The organism is Pseudoalteromonas sp. 2CM28B, assembly GCF_023161935.1.
On sequence record NZ_JALNTH010000057.1, the window covers coordinates 16890 to 35908 of the forward strand.

General features: G+C 40.5%; 11 protein-coding genes and 2 pseudogenes. 4 read left to right on the forward strand and 9 right to left on the reverse strand.

The features are described from left to right. Positions 1-27 precede the first annotated feature (27 nt). The 6 genes and pseudogenes from MTN96_RS34490 to MTN96_RS34515 form a co-directional block, all read right to left on the reverse strand. Positions 28-1035 (reverse strand): isocitrate dehydrogenase, encoded by a 1008-nt coding sequence (locus MTN96_RS34490; RefSeq protein ID WP_036983988.1) that lies wholly within the window; start codon positions 1033-1035, stop codon positions 28-30. Positions 1036-1214: 179 nt separating this feature from the next. Beyond that, positions 1215-2897, reverse strand: a pseudogene (locus MTN96_RS34495) (hypothetical protein). Next, a complete protein-coding gene (locus tag MTN96_RS34500) occupies positions 2897-3292 on the reverse strand; it encodes a DUF3192 domain-containing protein (protein ID WP_069439711.1) in 396 nt (131 codons plus the stop codon). Before MTN96_RS34500 ends, MTN96_RS34495 begins: the two are co-directional and overlap by 1 nt. Positions 3293-3361: 69 nt before the next feature. After that, positions 3362-4135: a flap endonuclease Xni gene (xni, locus tag MTN96_RS34505; RefSeq protein WP_013463270.1), complete on the reverse strand. Its 774-nt coding sequence runs from the start codon at positions 4133-4135 to the stop codon at positions 3362-3364. An 8-nt stretch (positions 4136-4143) separates the two neighbouring features. Then, complete coding sequence (gene ppnN, locus MTN96_RS34510) at positions 4144-5487, reverse strand: nucleotide 5'-monophosphate nucleosidase PpnN (RefSeq protein ID WP_248474358.1); 1344 nt, start codon at positions 5485-5487, stop codon at positions 4144-4146. Between the two features lie 77 nt (positions 5488-5564). Continuing rightward, the gene (locus MTN96_RS34515; RefSeq protein ID WP_248534482.1) at positions 5565-7073 is read right to left on the reverse strand and encodes a GGDEF domain-containing protein; all 1509 of its coding nucleotides are present in this window, start codon (positions 7071-7073) and stop codon (positions 5565-5567) included. Positions 7074-7562: 489 nt separating this feature from the next. Here MTN96_RS34515 and MTN96_RS34520 point away from each other — a divergent pair, with 489 nt between their 5' ends. Beyond that, a complete protein-coding gene (locus MTN96_RS34520; RefSeq protein WP_248534484.1) occupies positions 7563-9350 on the forward strand; it encodes a M61 family metallopeptidase in 1788 nt (595 codons plus the stop codon). A 149-nt stretch (positions 9351-9499) separates the two neighbouring features. Further along, positions 9500-11671, forward strand: a complete 2172-nt coding sequence (locus tag MTN96_RS34525; protein WP_248534486.1) for a S46 family peptidase — start codon at positions 9500-9502, stop codon at positions 11669-11671. Between the two features lie 636 nt (positions 11672-12307). Here the strand turns inward: MTN96_RS34525 and MTN96_RS34530 are convergent. After that, entirely contained in the window at positions 12308-12994 is a 687-nt protein-coding gene (locus MTN96_RS34530) for a hypothetical protein (RefSeq protein WP_248534488.1), read from the reverse strand. Positions 12995-13731: 737 nt separating this feature from the next. Between MTN96_RS34530 and ltrA the strand changes: the two genes are divergently transcribed. Next, complete coding sequence (gene ltrA / locus MTN96_RS34535) at positions 13732-15030, forward strand: group II intron reverse transcriptase/maturase (RefSeq protein ID WP_248534490.1); 1299 nt, start codon at positions 13732-13734, stop codon at positions 15028-15030. A gap of 68 nt (positions 15031-15098) precedes the next feature. Here the strand turns inward: ltrA and MTN96_RS34540 are convergent, their stop codons facing one another. Beyond that, positions 15099-15980, reverse strand: coding sequence for an NAD(P)-dependent oxidoreductase (locus MTN96_RS34540; RefSeq protein ID WP_248534492.1), 882 nt, complete (start codon positions 15978-15980; stop codon positions 15099-15101). A gap of 177 nt (positions 15981-16157) precedes the next feature. Here MTN96_RS34540 and MTN96_RS34545 point away from each other — a divergent pair. Beyond that, positions 16158-17171 (forward strand): annotated as a pseudogene (locus tag MTN96_RS34545) (IS110 family transposase). A 1000-nt stretch (positions 17172-18171) separates the two neighbouring features. On the opposite strand, the gene MTN96_RS34555 reads toward MTN96_RS34545, so the two are convergent. Then, positions 18172-18924, reverse strand: coding sequence for a DUF5677 domain-containing protein (locus MTN96_RS34555; protein ID WP_248534494.1), 753 nt, complete (start codon positions 18922-18924; stop codon positions 18172-18174). Between the last annotated feature and the right edge of the window lie 95 nt (positions 18925-19019).

The following is a 19019-nucleotide window of genomic DNA, read 5'->3' on the forward strand; positions in this document are numbered from 1 at the left end:
GTTGGCTTTATAATTCAATTATACTTGTTACAGACGGTCGATTACTGACTGAGTGAAGTCAGTTGTACCATGGCTGCCGCCTAAATCGCGAGTAGTACGGTCGCCTGATTTAATTACATCAGCCACTGCGCTACGAATGCGCTCTGCCGTATCGCCCATATTTAAATGCTCTAGCATTTGAATAGACGCTAAAATAACTGACGTTGGATTTGCTAGGTTTTTACCTGCAATATCAGGTGCGCTACCGTGAACAGCTTCAAAGATAGCCGCATTTTCACCAATGTTAGCACCAGGCGCCATGCCTAAACCACCAACTAAACCAGCACATAAATCAGATAAAATATCGCCGAATAGGTTAGTCGTTACAATTACGTCAAACTCTTCCGGTGTCATTACTAATTTCATACAGGTTGCATCAACAATCATTTCAGTTGATTCAATCTCAGGGTAACGTTCAGCCACTTCACGAGCAACTTTTAAGAACAAACCCGATGTTGATTTTAAAATATTTGCTTTATGAACAGCGGTTACTTTTTTACGGCCTTCGCGTACAGCTAGCTCGTATGCAAAAGTAACGATTTTTTCAGCGCCTTCACGCGTGATAACAGACATTGCCTCAGCTTCGTTGCCATCAGCACTCACTACTTGACCTGCACCTGAGTACATACCTTGGGTATTTTCACGAACAGTAATAATATCAATGTCATCGTAACGTGCTTTAGTACCTGCGAACGACTTCACAGGACGAACATTAGCGTATAAACCAAACTGTTTACGAAGTGTTACATTGATTGATGTAAAGCCTTCGCCTACAGGGGTCGTTAATGGACCTTTTAAAGTGATTTTATTTTTAGCAATCGTGTCAATTGTCTCTTGTGGAAGCAATTCGCCCGTTTTTTCAAGCGCAGCGAGGCCAGCGTCAACAAATTCATAATCAAAATCGCATCCTGCGGCTTTTAGTATTTCAAGTGCTGAGTCGATAATGCTTGGGCCGATGCCGTCGCCTTTGATCACTGTTATGGTTTGTTTGGCCATGAACTTTTCCTTTAAAGATTTGGATACACACATAAATAAAAAATACTCACAGAGTTTAGACTACTTATATGACAGGGGTGCTAAATTTAAGCCGGCATTTATACCAATTTATTGAACATTTTGCCAGTTTATACTGCAAATACAGGGTATAAATTAAATTTATAACGATAATAAGTCAGCTAAATACTATTGTGCAGACCTAATTGCTGCAGGGATTGATAAAAAATGGCCTCACTTTTCCAGCCATGGCGGGTGAGTTGTTGATTTAATATCTGCTGTTGCCATGCTGTTAATGGCTGGTTAGGTTTAAGTACGCGCTGGGCTACAACTTTTAAAGCTGCCCACAACTTAGCGCTATCATCGAGCTGCTTTTTAGGCAATGTTTCAGCTTTTAATAACGCTATTGCCTAGGGGTCGCTACTAAGTAATTCATTAAGCTCATTAGTTAAATGAGGGGTATCAACATTGTTTATGCCAAAAAAAGTGCATATTGGCGTATCTAAGGATTTATTCGGTGTTTGGTCTAGGGTGATTTTTCTAGAAACTTCTGGGCTGTAATTAATTAATAGATAATATAAATAGGCATATAGGCTCAAACTAATGCGTTCACTTTGCAAATTTTTATCGTGTTTTACTAGCAGCTTTACAATGTTGACTAAACAACCCATGCGGGTACACAAAAATGTATGTAAAGGATGGGCAATACTATTTACCAACTGCTCGAAAACCATGCCTTGAATAATCGCAGGGGCCTTATCGTAACCCACCATAGACAAGCTATGCCTTAAATCTTTTGCCGGTTGCAGCTCTTTATTATACTGTTTTACTGCATGGCACACTGATTTTATAACATTAGGATAAGGGGTAAGTAATGTATTTAATGCTTTGTAATTGTACTTTTGTTGGTTTTTTATTCGTTTAACTAATTCGTGCAAAGCGGACTGTGTATTGTCACTCTTATGAACAATATGCAGGTATTCACTGTCCCAAACTTTTAAAAACAAGCGATCGTCATTACACGGCCATGCCTTTGAGCCATCCTCTAATGATGCTTTTATTCGATACCAGGCCATTTTTGTATTGGCATTATTAACGATAATATGACGGCCTGCCGAATCTGTAGCTAAATAAATCATTGTTTGGTCCGCATAAACCACTTGGCTACCTGGTACATATTGTCCAACGTGTGCCACTAAGTCTTTTAATAGTCTCTGTGCAAATGAGTTGGGGGTTCTTATGTACAAATCAGCTACTGCTTTATAAAAACTAATATGCTGCTGTTTTGCGTTGCAGGTTACGTTAAGCGCCAAAATATTTGCCAAAGCAACCAATACACTGGCTCCGTCATAAAGCATGATTTTAGGCGTGTTTAATAATGCGTGTTTGTATTTGGCTAGTTTAGCTAAAATATGGGCAATTTGATGTGCTGGTTGTTGTGATGTCAATATCACTTTGGCAGCGAGTTTATGGCGTAACTGCCACATTTTAGTGTCGGTATTAGTAAATGTTTGCTGTTGGGCTAGTTTATTCAACTGATCAGCAACACAAAGGTGTTCCACCAATGAGGCACTGATATAAAGCTCTGTTAAGTGTTTATCGTAATTTTGGCTAGCACTTAATGCACAAGTTAAAACACATTGATTAACCACTACATTGGTTGCAAAGCTATAGTGTGTTTTATACAAATTGAGCTGAGCTTGTAACGCTGCTGGGTTTTGTTTATATAACGCTGCGTATTGCTCTGCAAGTTTACAAACAATCGGATAAAAAGTATGCCACTGGTTTTTATTATTATGTGAACTTAAAAGCAACTGTGTGCTTTCGAGTAGCTTGTTTAGGTTACCCGACAGTGGTGCTTCCATTAAATTGTTCCATCATTTTGTTCAAGGTATTTTTCATAAGCACTTGGGCCCCACATTATTAGTTGGCCGTTTTTAAATAATAACCCGGTACATTCATCCATGGTGGTAATGCCATCCGAGGTTTTATGTTGTGTACGATAAAATAAAACTTGCCACACCTGTTCACCATCGCGCTTGGCGTAGGTTAAATCTGGGCTGCCTAAATATTCAAGCACAGCATTTAGCGTAAAAGTATCTTCTAAGCGCAGTTTTTCAATATAGCGTTTATTGAATGCTTCGCGGTCTTGCCAAATCATTGCTTGTGGATCGTCTTTATAAAACATAATAACCGACGTGGCTATCAATGCATATAAACCTAATCCCAATATCAAATACCTAAAAAACTTCTTAAACATTGCCTACCCAGACCAAGATAACTATTACTAGTATACGTATTGCGATCGTTCAGTGCCATTAACTTGCGACTAATTAAGCCTTAACTGCTTTAAACTAAAGCCTAAGTGGATATCAGTACGCAAACTCACCAGTTGTTTAGAAATAACAAACATATCCATATCATCAGCAAGCTTTTTTTGTAAGCGCGCACTTAATGATTCATCGCTTAATGCCTCTTCGAGAGTGTTGTACTGATTCACCAATTGTTGCGCCGATTTAACACCAATGCCTTTAACACCTGGAATGTCATTGGTTTTGTCTCCTGCCAGAGCCCAAAAGTCTATTAGTTTGTGTTGTGCTACGCCAAAACGTTCTTGGATATGCTGCTGTGTGAGCTGTTGCTTTTTAAAGTAATCATACACTTCAATTTGCTCATTTAAATGCGGTAAAAACCCTTTATCGGTAGAGACAATAGTGTTGTTTATCTGATTGTTGGCGGCTTTATGGGCTAATGTTGCAATAATATCATCGGCTTCATCGTTAGTCGGCTCAAATACCACAATGCCGGTTTCTTCAATGGCCGCTTTAAAATGTGGCAAGGCTTCTTTTAACGTTTGTGGCATCGGGGCGCGCGAATGTTTGTAATCTTTGTAAAAGTGATAGCGCCAACTTTTATCGCCATCAAATACAGCAATTGCATGGGTTGCATTAGTGGTTGTTATGAGTTTTTTGCAGGCATGTGCAACCCGTGCACAGCATGCTTTTAACATATGTTCGTCGCTGTGATGCGTTTGGTTAGCATCAACAGCATAAATGCGCCTAATTAAATTAAGCGCATCAATAAGGAGTAAATGGGGATTCAATTATAAACTCACGCTTTTATTGTATAACAAGGAATATACTTACTGCCAGGGAGCTTCATTCTACCTTGTTCTACAAACGCTTGTAAAAGTGTGTCCATTGCTTTCATTAAATCAGGCTCGCCACTGAGGACATACGGGCCGTATTTTTTAATCGCATGTAAACCTTCTTCTTTTACATTTCCCGCCACTATTCCCGAAAACGCACGGCGTAAATTAGCTGCTAACTGTTGTTTGGGTTGATCAAGGTGTAAATCAAGCGACGCCATAGCCTCATGAGAGGGGTAAAAAGGTTGCTGAAAATCACTGTCTATTTTCAAGGTCCAGTTAAAGTAATATGCATCCCCTTGGCTTTTACGGTATTCGCGTACACCATTCATTGCCGACTTTAACTTTTGACTTACTAATTGAGGGTCATCAATAATTACTTCAAATTTATCTAGGGCTGCATCGCCTAAAGTCATTTGAATGAATTGACACAGCTCCTCAAAATAAGCTTCACTTTGTTTTGGACCGGTAAGAATAACAGGTAAACATTGCTTTTCGTTTTCAGGGTGCAACAAAATGCCTAATAAATACAATAGTTCTTCAGCTGTGCCTGCACCACCAGGAAAAATAATAATGGCATGAGCGGTGCGAACAAAGGCCTCAAGCCGCTTTTCAATATCGGGTAAAATAACCAGTTCATTCACAATTGGGTTAGGTGGCTCAGCTGCAATAATACTGGGCTCAGTTAAACCTAAATAACGGTTGTTAGTTATACGTTGTTTGGCATGACCAATAGTGGCGCCTTTCATCGGGCCTTTCATTGCACCAGGCCCACAGCCAGTACAAATATTTAACCCGCGCAAGCCTAATTCGTAACCTACTTGTTTAGTGTATTTATATTCTATTTCGTTAATAGAGTGGCCGCCCCAACATACAATCATGTTAGGTTCACTATTTACTCTAAGAGCGTCGGCATTTCTAAGCATGTCAAAAACCATGTGGGTAATGGCTTTAGTTTCTTTGAGATTTTTTTCATACTTTTGGCAAATAAATAAGATATCGCGAATAACCGAAAATATGTGCTCATGTATGCCGGTGACTATGTGCCCGTCAACGAAGGCCGTTTGCGGCGGGTTCTCTAATTCAATTTTAATACCGCGTTCACGGCTTACCAAACGAATATCAAAGTCTTTATGTTTTTCGTATATATCATTACTCACATCGGTATGGCTACCTACATTAAGCACAGCTAAAACACAATTTCTGAATAACCTGTAGCGTTCGCTTGTTGATGACTGTTCTAGTAGGTCTACTTCTAGCTGCGATAATAAATCTAATACCCCTGTTGGGTTTAACTGTATTAGCATCGGCATTCTCCTTGAAACTTCTTGGGTAAATTTACTGCGTAATTATGCCTTGTACTCAAAGGTAGAAATGCATAACACTATTTACTAATGCACAGACGATCCCGGCCTGAATTTTTAGCATCGTATAAAGCTTGATCGGCTCTATCAAATGCTTTTAGAGGGGTATCTCCCTCTTTAAATTGGGTTGCGCCTATCGAAACAGTAATTTCAATTTGTTTGTCTTTAAATTTAAACGGTATCTTTTTAATAGACTGTTTTAATTTATTGAGGTGCGCTGTCGCGTTTTCAAGTGAAGTGCGTGGCATTAATAGCACAAACTCTTCGCCGCCATAGCGTGCAATAAAGTCTGATTGCCTAATCGACTTTTGCAACGCTTTGGCAATAACTTGTAAAGTAATATCGCCCGCAGTATGGCCAAATCGATCGTTGATTGATTTAAAATGGTCGACGTCTATAACAACTAGCGTTATGTCTGAGGGTTGTTCGTTAAATAAATTAATTTCGTAGTTGTAACGCTCATCAAATGCTGCGCGATTAGGCAGTTTTGTCAGGCTGTCGAGTAAGCTTTTAAATCGTTGCTCATTTAAACGTTTTTTATAGTTACTGACTTTGTTTTCTAAGCTATTAATTCTTTCATTTATTTGTGTAAAGCTGGCAACTAAAATTCTGCGATCTTTTTGTTCGAGTTGCTCTTTTTCTAAAATATCTGCACTGAGTGAGCGTAACTCGTTTTCAACTAGCTGCTTTAACGCTGTGATTGAGGTCGCATTTTTTGTTTGTGTATTTAGACTTTCTAGCTTTTCACCAATGCGTTTATTTATTAAGTCAAATTCAACATTCATCGATTGAGAGTGTTCACTGGTTGATACCAATGAGCGATGCAGCTCTTCAAGTGTTTGGTTTAATGAAGCTAAAAAGCTTTGCGCTGATTCACGCTCAACGTGAAAACTTTTAACAATTAAAGTAATCACATCTATTGCGGCATCAAGTAGCTGGTCAACGGCTTTATTTTTAGCAATGCGTTTTTTTATTAAATACAGTGATTCGTTGGCTTCTTCTTCTAGTTCGAGCTCACTAACTAATTTAAACAGCTTTTCAGTGAGCACACTTAAATTGGGTGGTTTAAAGGTATTATTGCTTTTAGCAATTAAAGCTTGATGATAAAAGGTGATCAATTGGTTTAATATTGGGGTAAACCCATGCACCGATTGTATATCGTCAAGTTGGTTATCTAATAAATGACGCAGCGTTCTGCGGGTTTCGTCAGGCAGGCCTTTCGTTTGTTGTAACTGTTTTCCTGCATTTTGTACGCTGGTTAACAGGTCGCGTTGATGCGCAAGTTGAATCGCTTCCTGATTTTTTAGCAAAGCTAAAATATCATCTATCAAAGGAGAGAAGTCTTCAAAATCCATTCCTTTGTTTAATGCGCTACGGAACTTTGCTAGGCGGTTATCAAGCTCAATATCAAGTCCTTTACAGCTTAAAGATAACTTAGCTGCAAAGTTAGAAAGGGTACTCACTTGATGTTTACGTGCGCTTTCTATTACTTTTCTACTGTCGATTGCTTGCTTTAGTTTTTGTTCCACCGTATTGGAGCTCCTAGACACCTACACACCATTATCTTAATACCTTTATTGTTTTAGTTTACAACAAAAACATATTAATAGTAGGTATGAGATCAAAAACTTAATGATTTTAGGGTCTGTTTATCTTTCGAGGTTGATTTTGCAGCAGTGCGTTTGGTTTTTAGGCAAGGCAGAGCCTACGTAGTGTGGTTATTCCCCATAAATAGGCGATAACGCAGCATAAATGCCAAACGCGCGCTGCCCTTTGGGTTCTTCCTAGGTGCGATTAACTCTTTGTTGCTCGATTTTTACTTAGCCCACTAGGTTACAAATCTCGCGCCGCGATTAAATCGCACCTAGGTTGAACAAATTTTAATCCTGAAAGGTCAACAGACCCTAGCAACAAAATACGAACGATCTTAAATATAAGTGTATTTATCGCTTTTAATTCACTTTTAAAATGGGTCTTGTTAACCTTGGGCAACAATACGTTATATAAAAAGAGCCTTTATGAAAAAGCTACTTGCCTTATCAATTTTAGCTGCCTGTTCAGCACCGGTATTTGCCGACGTTAATTACGCTTTAAACATTTCTCAGCCAGAGCATCATTTAGGTGATGTGAACGTAGAATTTCCTAAAACGGCGCAGTCTTTCTTAGATGTGAAACTTCCAGCATGGCGCACTGGTCGTTATGAAATTTTAAATCTTGCCAATGGCGTTCGCTACTTTAAAGCCAGTGATGATGAAGGTAATGAATTAAAGTGGGAAAAGATTGATCACAGCACATGGCGCGTTCATTTAAATGAACCCACTGAAGTAAATATAGATTACCAAGTCTATGCCAATGAGCTAGGTAAACGTGCCCGCCATATAGACGACAGCCATGCCTTTATTGATGCATCAGGCTTTTTTATGTTTAGCGAATCATTTCGCCAAGAGCCAGTAACGGTTGAATTAAACGTCCCCAAAGCATGGCGCTCTGTGTCAGGCATGGAAAATTATAAAAATAAGCACAGCTTCAAAGCCAGTGACTACGATGTATTAGTTGATTCGCCAATCGAAACCGGTATTAACGAGCTACGCACTTTTAAAGTTAATGGTCGTGAGTACGAACTGGTGGTATGGGGTGAGGGTAATTACGACATTGAACTGATGCTAACTGATTTGAAAAAGCTAGTGGCTACCGGCAATGTGATTTGGGACAGCTACCCGTATGAACGTTATGTATTTATGGTACACGCTACATCAGGCGCAGGCGGGGCAACTGAGCACTTAAACTCAACGATTATTCAGCGCCCACGCGACCGCTTTGCTAAACGTGAAGACTATTTAGGTTTTATAAGTACTGCAGCTCATGAGTTTATACATACTTGGAATGTAAAAACGTACCGTCCAAAAGGGCTTGCGCCCTATGACTACACTAATATTAATTACTCAAAATTGCTTTGGATAGCAGAGGGCTCTACCAGCTATTTTGAAGATCATTTATTAGTGCGGTCGGGTATTCAAACCACCGATGAATTTTTTAAAGTATTAAGCAAAACCATTAACCGCCACCTCACAACACCGGGGCGTGAAGTGCAAAGTGCCAGCGAAACCAGTTTTGATAAATGGATAAACCAAGGCGGCGATCACGCACGCAACTACAGCACTAATATTTACCTTGAAGGTTCATTATTGTCGATGGCGTTAGATATCGACCTACTTGAAAATAGCCAAGGTAAAATTAGCTATAAAGACGTACACAACGAACTTTATAAGCAGCATAAATTACCGGCAGGGTTTACTGAGCAAGACGTACTGGCTATTTTAAAACAACTATCAGGGCGTGATTATAGCGCGTGGTGGCAGGCAAATGTTGACTCACCAGCCAACCTTGATTTTGATGCACTGCTAGCAAAAGTAGGTTTAAGCTTTGAATTACCAGAAAAAGCCAAGGCCACACCAAGCTTAGATGCATTTACTAAAAATACTGGCGAGTTACTTACGCTTACCCATGTACGCCGCGATGGTGCAGCATGGCAAGGCGGCTTAACCACCGACGATAAACTCGTCGCTATTAATAAAAAGCATGTAGGTAAAGACTTAACAGCCAGCTTAGAAACCTTTAAAGTAGGCGATAAAGTCACTGTTGATTTTATTCGTCGTGATGCCTTAATGGCGACTGAGCTTGTGTTGTCTGAAGATTTCGACAAACCTAAAAAAGTGGTTGCGAATAAAAATGCCACTGATGAGCAAAAAGTATTATTTAAAGCATGGATGGGTGTTGCGCATCCAAACGATGTGAAAAAAGATTAATAAAACAACGCACCATCAACAGTTAAAAAAGGAGCTTAGCTCCTTTTTTGTTTATTGGGCGCTATATTGTAAGAATTTATCTCAGCGCAGTTGACCTTACTCATACTTAATGAGTAATCTGCAGGTTCAATAATAAAAGGGATTCTATAATGCGTTTAAAACCTCTTGTTGCCACTTTGGTAGCAACCTGTTCACTGGCACTCTCTTCTGCGGCCAATGCCGATGAAGGTATGTGGCAACCTCATCAGCTACCAGAGCTGGAAGCAATCTTAAAAGCCAAAGGCCTTGAAATCAGTGTTGATTCAATTTCAAAATTAACCGAATTTCCAATGAATGCGGTTATTAGCTTAGGCGGTTGTACAGCCTCGTTTGTTTCGCCAAAGGGGTTGGTTGTTACTAACCATCACTGTATTTATGGCTCAGTGCAATATAATTCAACACCTGAAAACAACATACTTGAAAACGGCTTTTTAGCAAAAACACCGGCTGAAGATTTACCTGCTGCGCCAGGTTCGCGTGTGTACGTTACAGAAACAGTGACCAACGTGACTGATAAAGTAATTAGCGGCACTAACGAGCTAAGTGCAAAAGCACGCTACGATGCGTTAGAAAAAAATCAAAAAGCCCTCGTTGCACAGTGTGAAGCCGATGAAAGCTACCGTTGTAATGTATATTCGTTTCATGGTGGTTTAGAGTTTTACCTTATTAAATCGCTGGAAATTAAAGATGTACGTTTAGCGTATGCACCTGCTATGGGCGTAGGTAAATACGGTGGCGATATCGATAACTGGATGTGGCCGCGTCACACAGGCGATTTTGGTTTTTACCGCGCCTATGTAGGTAAAGACGGCAAACCAGCAGAGTACAGCGAAGACAACGTACCGTACGTGCCTGAGTCTTACTTAAGTGTAAGTGCTAAAGGCGTGCAAGAGGGTGATTTTGTCATGGTTACTGGCTATCCAGGACGAACCAATCGTTACCGTATTGCGGCAGAGGTCGATTATGTATTTAACGACAGTTACCCTAAAGCGCGCATGCACAATACTAAATACGTGTCACTGATTGAAGAAAACTCAGAAGATGGCAGCAAAGCACGTATTGCTTACGAAAGCACCATAGCTGGTTATAACAACTACATTAAAAACTATGGTTCGATGATCGAAAGCTTTAAAAAAGGCACCATGTTTGAGCGTAAAAAGCAGTTTGAACAAGAACTTACAAGCTGGATAAACAGCGATAGCGAGCGTAAACAGCGCTACGGTAATGTACTTAATGAGTTATCAGCACTTGTTGCACAATCGCAAGAGCACAGTGAGCGCGACCGTATGGTAGGCTATGTTCACCGTTCACAAATGATCAGCACGGCACGTCGTTTATACCGTTTAGCTTATGAAAAACAAAAGCCAAATAGCGAGCGTGAATCGGGTTATCAAGAACGTGATTTACCGCGTATTAAATCGGGTTTAGAGCGTATGTCACGTCGCTTTGATGCAAACGTAGATAAAGCTATATTACTGCACTTTTTAGAGCAATATGCAGCATTACCTAAAGCAGAGCGTTTTAGTGAAATTGATAAAGCTTTTGCTTTAGAAAACGGTTTTGATAAAGCAAAACAAAGTGCATTACTTGATGAAATGTACGCTAAATCAACGCTTGATAACGAAATTGTACGTAATTCATTATTTGAGCAAACGCTTAGCCAATTAAACCAAAGCCAAGACCCATTCATGCAATATGCAAAAGCCATATTCACGGTAATGAAAGCTGAGGAAGATAAGTCAAAAGCCCTTGCAGGTAAGTTACAAGCCGCTCGCCCAGAGTTAATGAGTGCGATTATTGCCTTTAACAAAGCGCAAAACAAACCGGTTTACGCCGATGCAAATAGCACATTACGTGTAACTTACGGCACGGTAGGCGGGTATTCTCCGCAAGATGGTTTAGTGGCCACGCCGTTTACCTCACTTGAAGGGTTGCTGGCTAAAAACACCGATGTTGACCCATTTAATGCGCCTAAAAAGCTGCAAGAGCAAATTAAAGCCAAGCTTTATGGTGATTACACAGGTGGCATGAATACCGTACCGGTTAACTTTTTATCAAACGTTGACACGACTGGCGGTAACTCAGGTTCACCAACACTTAATGGTAAAGCTGAGCTGGTAGGGTTACTGTTTGACGGTGTGTATGAAAGCATTATTGGTGATTGGGATTACAACCCAGAGCTAAATCGCTCAATTCATGTAGATTCACGTTACATGCTGTGGGTAATGGATAAAGTAGATAACGCACAAAACTTATTAGACGAAATGAAAATCGTAAAATAAGAAGCAGTTAAAATAACAAACAGGCGCTTACCTTAATCGGAAGCGCCTTTTTTGGTTTAAACATTTTCTGATTAATTTAACTTAGGGTACGGGCTTCGGGCTAAGAGCTACGAGGTTCGGGTTGCGGGGGGAGCTAATTTGTTTTTAGCAGTAAGTATCTTTAGTAGCAGCGATTTTATATCGCGTCAGAGTTAAGCCTAAATAAGTATTTACCACCGAGAACACAGATTTAACAGAGAAATACTTAAAAGATATCAATCCATCTCTGTGCAGCGCAAAGCGCCTCGGGATTCTCTATGGTGAAAAAACTGTTTTTAGCAGTAAATGTCTTTCGTAGCAGCGGCTTTATATCGCGTCAGAGTTAAGCCTGAATAAGCATTTACCATCGAGAACACAGAGTTAACAGAGAAATACTTAAAAGATATCAATCCACCTCTGTGTGTAGCGCAAAGCGCCTCGAGATTCTCTGTGGTGAAAAAACTGTTTTTAGCAGTAAATATCTTTCGTAGCAGCGATTTTATATCGCGTCAGAGTTAAGCCTAAATAAGTATTTACCATCGAGAACACAGAGTTAACAGAGAAATACTTAAAAGATATCAATCCATCTCTGTGCAGCGCAAAGCGCCTCGAGATTCTCTATGGTGAAAAAATTGTTTTTATCAGTAAATGTCTTTCGTAGCAGCGACATGTATTATTCTCATTACCAACCAGCACTATTTTATGTCTTATTTCTTTTACAATGCTATTAGTGATGTCAGTATTCCATTTTTGGGGAAATGCATTCCCTCTACGCGTAAATCTGCTAACTACTAGATAATCATCGATATCAGCAGTATGCCTAACTTGAATTAATTGCCGGTGCTTACTTTCATTTGTATATGTTGCAATATATTTAAAACCTTCGTTTTCTAATAATTTACTTATTATTTTTGCCAACTCGGAAAAGTCGCCATTTTTAGATAACTTTTCAGAGGTAGTATAAAGGTAGTGATTTTTCTTATCGCCTATTAGAATTAAATTAATTAAATGAGCAAGCATTTCACAGCAACAGTGTAAGCTTTGAATTATAAAATCTAAATTAATAAGACCTTTGAATCTAGCATGTGATATTTCAATATTTACTTTTTCTTCAGCAACACCGAGTACTTGATCAATTAGAACATATTCATCTAGCTCCATGCTTTCGATAACACTTCTAACACTAGAATCAACTTGAGTAGCCGCAATATCAATTAATTTCAGTCTTTCTGGAATTGCAAAAATGCATTGCTCAATATTAAACAGCTTTTCCTCACAAGAAATTTTCGATTTACATAAACTCAATAACTCTTTATTTGACCATGATGCAATGAAAACTCCTAGCCAGTTAACGCCGCCTTAAGGTGCGACAAACATAGCGTGTCATACTGTGAGCGAAGCGAAACCGGCACGCGTTTGGAGTCACTCTTAAACGCTTTGTGTACGCCCGACATGGGCATTGACTTATGAGGTGAAAGTCCTCTGTAGGAAGATCACCGTTTAAATAACACACTGTTATTAAACGATAACTACTAGCGAATGGCAAGAGCTAAATCGCGAGAGATAGCCTAGAGGAAGCCGCTAGCAAATCTGTGAGCTGATGAACAAAAACATCATATGAGGCGTAGGCTGGAGACGAGCTAGCACAAGATAGCGAAGTCATGTGATCTAACGGCCACCGTAAATGATGCAGTTGTGCAGAGAAAGTCGATGCACCTTATTCGGGGAGATCTGATAAACACGCATCCGCGCTAACGCTTGGAGATTACCAGTTAGGGACTGGTTGTTCAACCCTTGGCGCTTTGGTTGCTGCGACCTACAGCGAGCGAAATAGCAGTAAACAAGCGTTAGTTTCGACGCGCTTTATCGAGTAATCGCTAGAGTGATTTATCAGAAGTCAGCAGACGGCATAGTAGCCAAGCGCCCATCGTAATGGAGGGGACACGGTGAAGGCCTGAACATCTTAACCAGAGGAGATACTACAAATGAACTTGAATTCACATAGATCACCGTGTTGTGATAGTGATGAACAGCGTTCGACTGTGAATAATACCTCGAATGAATACAACCAAACAGATCGTGACCTGATGGCAAGGGTACTGAGCAACCACAATATTGGTGCAGCATGGCAACATGTTAAGCGCAATAAAGGGGCTGCGGGTATTGATAATATGAGTATTGAGGAATTTAATCACTTCGCTAAGTTACATTGGCTGGGTATTAAACAACAATTACTTAGCGGCACTTATCAACCCTTGCCAGTCATACGCGTGATGATACCCAAACCCGATGGCGGTGAGCGAATGCTTGGGATCCCTTCTGTTATCGACAGAGTGATCCAACAAGCTATTGCTCAAGTGATTAGCCCTTACTTTGAGCCTCTATTTTCACCACATAGTTATGGTTATCGCCCTCATAAAAGAGCCAGCCAAGCAGTAAATCATGTTCAATCTTGTGTTAAACAAGGTTATAAAACAGCAGTTGATATTGACTTGTCTAAGTTCTTTGATGAAGTAAACCATGACATGCTGATGAATCGTGTTGGTCGTAAAGTCAAAGACAAAGCACTCATGCGCCTACTTGGTAAATACCTCCGAGCGGGGATCGCAGAGCGCGAAACGGGTCTGTGGTTTGAGTCAACCAAAGGAGTCCCTCAAGGTGGGCCATTATCCCCTTTACTTTCCAATATTTTACTCGATGAATTAGATAAGAAGCTAACCTACAAACACCTTAAGTTTGCACGTTACGCTGATGACATAATCATTTTAGTAAAAACGAAAAGCGAAGGACTCATAATCCAACGGGAAATTACTGCGTTTATCACTCAGCGATTAAAACTCAAAGTGAATGAATCGAAAAGTCGAGTCGGTCCCGTATCAGGCTCGAAATTTCTCGGGTTTACCTTCCGTTACGCTCAAGTGCAGATCCACGAACAGGCGCTAAAGAAATTCAAAGCAAATGTAAGAGAACTCACTAACCGCAACTGGGGGATCTCAATGACCCTACAAATTCATAAACTCACGCAGTATTTACGCGGCTGGGGACACTACTACCTAATAGCCAACGCTTATCAACTAACAGTGGATTTAGATCATTGGATCCGTCGTAGGATAAGAATGTGCTACTGGCGGCAATGGCGTAAACCTCGCACCAAAGTACGCAGTTTAATGAAATTGGGTGTTAGCGAGCGACTCGCCATAGCCTGTGATATCACCAGTAAAGGCCCTTGTAGAAGCTCAAAAACAAAAGGAATTAACATTGCGCTAGGTAATGACTATTTAGCATCACAAGGTTTAGTGTCATTGAAAGATATTTGGATCAATATTCATTACGGGAGATGAACCGCCCATTGCGGACCCGCATGATGGGTGGTGTGGGGGCTGGAGGTTAGAGACCTCCGGCTACCCGATTAGCTGCGTTTCAAAACTGGTAATACTTCTGCCGTTTCAGTATCTAGCATTTCTAAAACACTTTCAAAGCCATGTATAGGCGACCAACCTAATTTCTCACGTGCGGACGACGAATCATATACGCGATCTAAGCTTTGAGGTAATTGCCAGCCTCTTTGTTTAAATGCTAGAGCGATTTCTGGGCACTTACGTTTGATAACCTCTCCAGCTTCAGCATATAGAGCTTCGCAATCAGAAAAATGAAAAGGTGTTGCACCTGAGATGATAAAGCGATTAAAACCGTTTAAACGTTTTTCCACTGCACATAAATGAGCATTTGCTACATCGCGAGCATCAATGCCACGAGTCAGACGAAATACTGCCATTAAATCCGCTGGCTCAGGAAAGCATCTCGACACTTGCAGCACAGTCACGGGAAGCTGAAACAGATTTGAAATTTCTTTTAGCTTAGTTTCAGCAGCAATTTTACTTTTATGATAAATCGACTTGGGTTGTGGAGTAACTTCCTCATCAATCCAACCTGTAATATTTTTAGGTGTCGAAGCATAACCGTACAACGCAGTTGTACTGGTAAAAATAAAGTGTTTAACACCTGCTTTTACACCAGCCAAAGCCAGTTTTTCAGTCGCGTCTACGTTGATAGATTGAAACTCTAAATCAGGTACTAAACCAACATGAGGAGCATGAAGAGCCGCTGTATGAACGATGACATCAATATTTTCAAGAACCCCACCAATCAGGGCACTGTCACGGATATCACCAATGTAATCGGCTGTTGAGCAAGGTGTTTTATCAATGCCAACTACGTCATGTGTACGCATTAATTTAATATAGATCGCACGCCCGACCCTACCCGCAGAGCCTGTTACCAAAATTCTCATTCCGACACCTTACTAATGATTAACCTCAAAGCAGCTAACGCCGCCAGCAGGGGCGGACAAAACGCGTAGCGGTTTGGCTGTCCCTCTGGCTGGCCTTGATACTCATTGAGCCTCCTCCCCAGCATCGTGATTATTCGCTACGCTGAAAAGGCAACCAACCTTACAGGAGAAAGCTCAATGAACTTTTACAATAACATGTATCCATATTATTGCGGAATCGATTTACACGCGCGATTACTTTACGTCTGTATCATTGATAATACAGGACTTATCCTTGTTCACAAGAAAATTAAAGATGACCCAGAAGCACTACTAAAACTACTTAAACCGTATGCCGGTGACATTGTCGTTGGCGTAGAATGCATGCACTGTTTGTATTGGGTCGCTGATTTTTGCAAAGAACACACTATCGACTTTATTCTCGGTCATGCCCTATACATGAAGGCAATTCATGGCGGTAAAGCTAAAAACGATAAAATTGATTCGTATAAAATTGCTAAACTCATCCGTGGCGGTAACTTCCCGCTTGCTTATGTCTATGACAAAGATATGCGTGCTACGCGCGACTTATTACGCCGAAGAACTAAAATTGTTCGCCACGGGGCTGATTTAAAAGCCCATGTCGCCAATACCGCCAGCCAGTACAATTTACCTGCCCACAACATGAATTTAAAGAACGTCTGCGACAGAGAAAAAGATGCGCTATTACTTTAAACAAGGCCATACTCGATTGCTACCACAATGAGCTTAAGCCTTTAGAGCATTATATTGAACAAATGGCCAAGCAACACAATCCTGTCCACCTTAATATCGTGCAAACAATTAATGGTATAGGCCGCATTCTCGCACTTACCATTATTTATGCAAATTGGTGACATCAATCGCTTTTCAAGCGTACAAAAGTTCGCTTCATATAGACGGTTAGTCAAATGTAAAGCAGAGTCTGCCGGCAAAACCTATGCCACCCAAGGTAACAAAATTGGCAATGCACATCTAAAATGGGCGTTCTCCGAAGCGGCTGTATTGCTGCTGCGTCACAATCACAACGCCAACAAATACCTCGAAAAACTACAAAAACGAATGAGCAAAGCCAAAGCACTGTCAGCGCTTGCGCATAAGCTTGGTCGCTGTGTTTATTATATGCTTAAAAAAGAGACGGTATTCGATGAAGCAAAATTCTTAAAGAGTTAGTCACGGTACTGAGTGAGCTGAACATCTAACTGGATATAAGGCTGAGCATCAATCAATTGGGTGAGTTAATAATCAACAAGGTTTAACCTGATTATATGCCTACAGACCTAAGCCACTTGTCTTGATTAGACGCTCAGTACGCGTGCATTAATACAATAAACAAAGTCGCTTACACCTGACTTGAGCCTGAAACTAACTGGATCATAATGATGAAACCAGCCGCCTTGAATAGTGCCATGATGAGGTTAACCGATGAATGTCTAGTGTCCCAGCAACCCCAAAAAGACATGGGAAAAACCTGGCTGCGATGAGATCGCAATAAGAGAGCCTCTATATGTGTTTGCCGTAAGCTACTTGCTTAACAGCCGTATCGACAGACGAAGTAAACGAATTTGTTTATTGGTTTAGAATTGACCGTCAATTTATAAAAATGGTCAAAAAGAATACTAATGCCTATTGACAGAGTTAAGGCTCATATGTGTTATGTGCTAGTTGCAACGCATAGTACCGAAAGAATCAGTACGGCAAGTTGTTCCATCACTACCACGAGTTGTTCCGAAGGAGTCGGTGCGCCAGCTATTGCCCTGATTGTCTCTGGTTGTACCAAAGGAATCTGTACGATATGTGGAACCGTCACTACCTCGGGTTGTGCCGAATGAATCTGTACGCCACGAGTTACCCTGGCTATCTCTTGTGGTTCCGAAGGAGTCAGTGCGGTAAGTTGTGCCATCACTGCATCTCGTAGTACCAAATGAATCAGTTCGGCAAGTGAGATCAGCGAGCGCTAACGGCGCACCTGTAAGAAGAGCTAAAGCGATAACTACATTTTTAATTTTCATGGTGACCTCCTTGGGTCTGATTGCACATAACGCCCTGTTAAGGTGTGAGCAACGCAATACCGATGCTTCCGCATACCACCTTAAACACTAAAATCAACGCATAGTAAAAATGCCACGCGTTGCGAATCACTCTTAAACAGTTTGTTACACGGTGGATTATACTATTCCAAGTTTTCAAATTTTTCGTCGAATTGTTCTTTTGCTTTGAGCAAATACTCCGAAACCCACTCGAGACAAAGTCCTGTGTATTGAATCTCTACTTGTGATTCGACACCACGACCTCTATTACCATCCGTCATTCTATAGAACCCCATTGGAAAAGTATGGGTATGGTTAGATGCGAATATGTATTTGAACCTGAAGTCTGAGACATCACCACCACTAGCAGTCAGAATTTCATCCTGACTTTTGAAAAAGGCATTTTTACCTTTTAAAAAATGTGCTTGTTGTTTATCAGATAAGTTACGAAACCATTTGTTTGATTTTAGATTTTCTATAACTTCATTTTTTACGCTCTTAGCTTCTTCCTTTTCCTCGTAGTCCATGCCTAACGCATTGAACATTTTAACCCTTGACAGATGGTCGTGTAGATTCATCAATTGCCACCGAGCATTCCATTCTTCACTTGAGCATTTATCAATACACAGATAATAAAAAGTAAGATAACACTCAATTAGATCTCTAGTTAAAGATGCAACAGAACTGTAATCCCAGTGAGCATCCTTACCTATCTGGTCGGGTTTTGGAGCCAAGTGACCTATGGAGTGAGCGCAATTACACAACTTCGTAAACAACAGCGAAGCATAAAAATGAGAACTGGTTGGTGATGGTATTCCAGCGCACTCTTGAGACAACTTTGTACACTCTAAAAGCGCAGACTCATATTTTTTAAAAGATTCGTGATAATTTTCCATTGAACCACTTTAGCCGTGTAACATTTTAGTATTTATGCGACACGCTGTTTGTGTTGCATAATCGCTTGTTGGACTGAGCCGCTACCTGCTCGGTG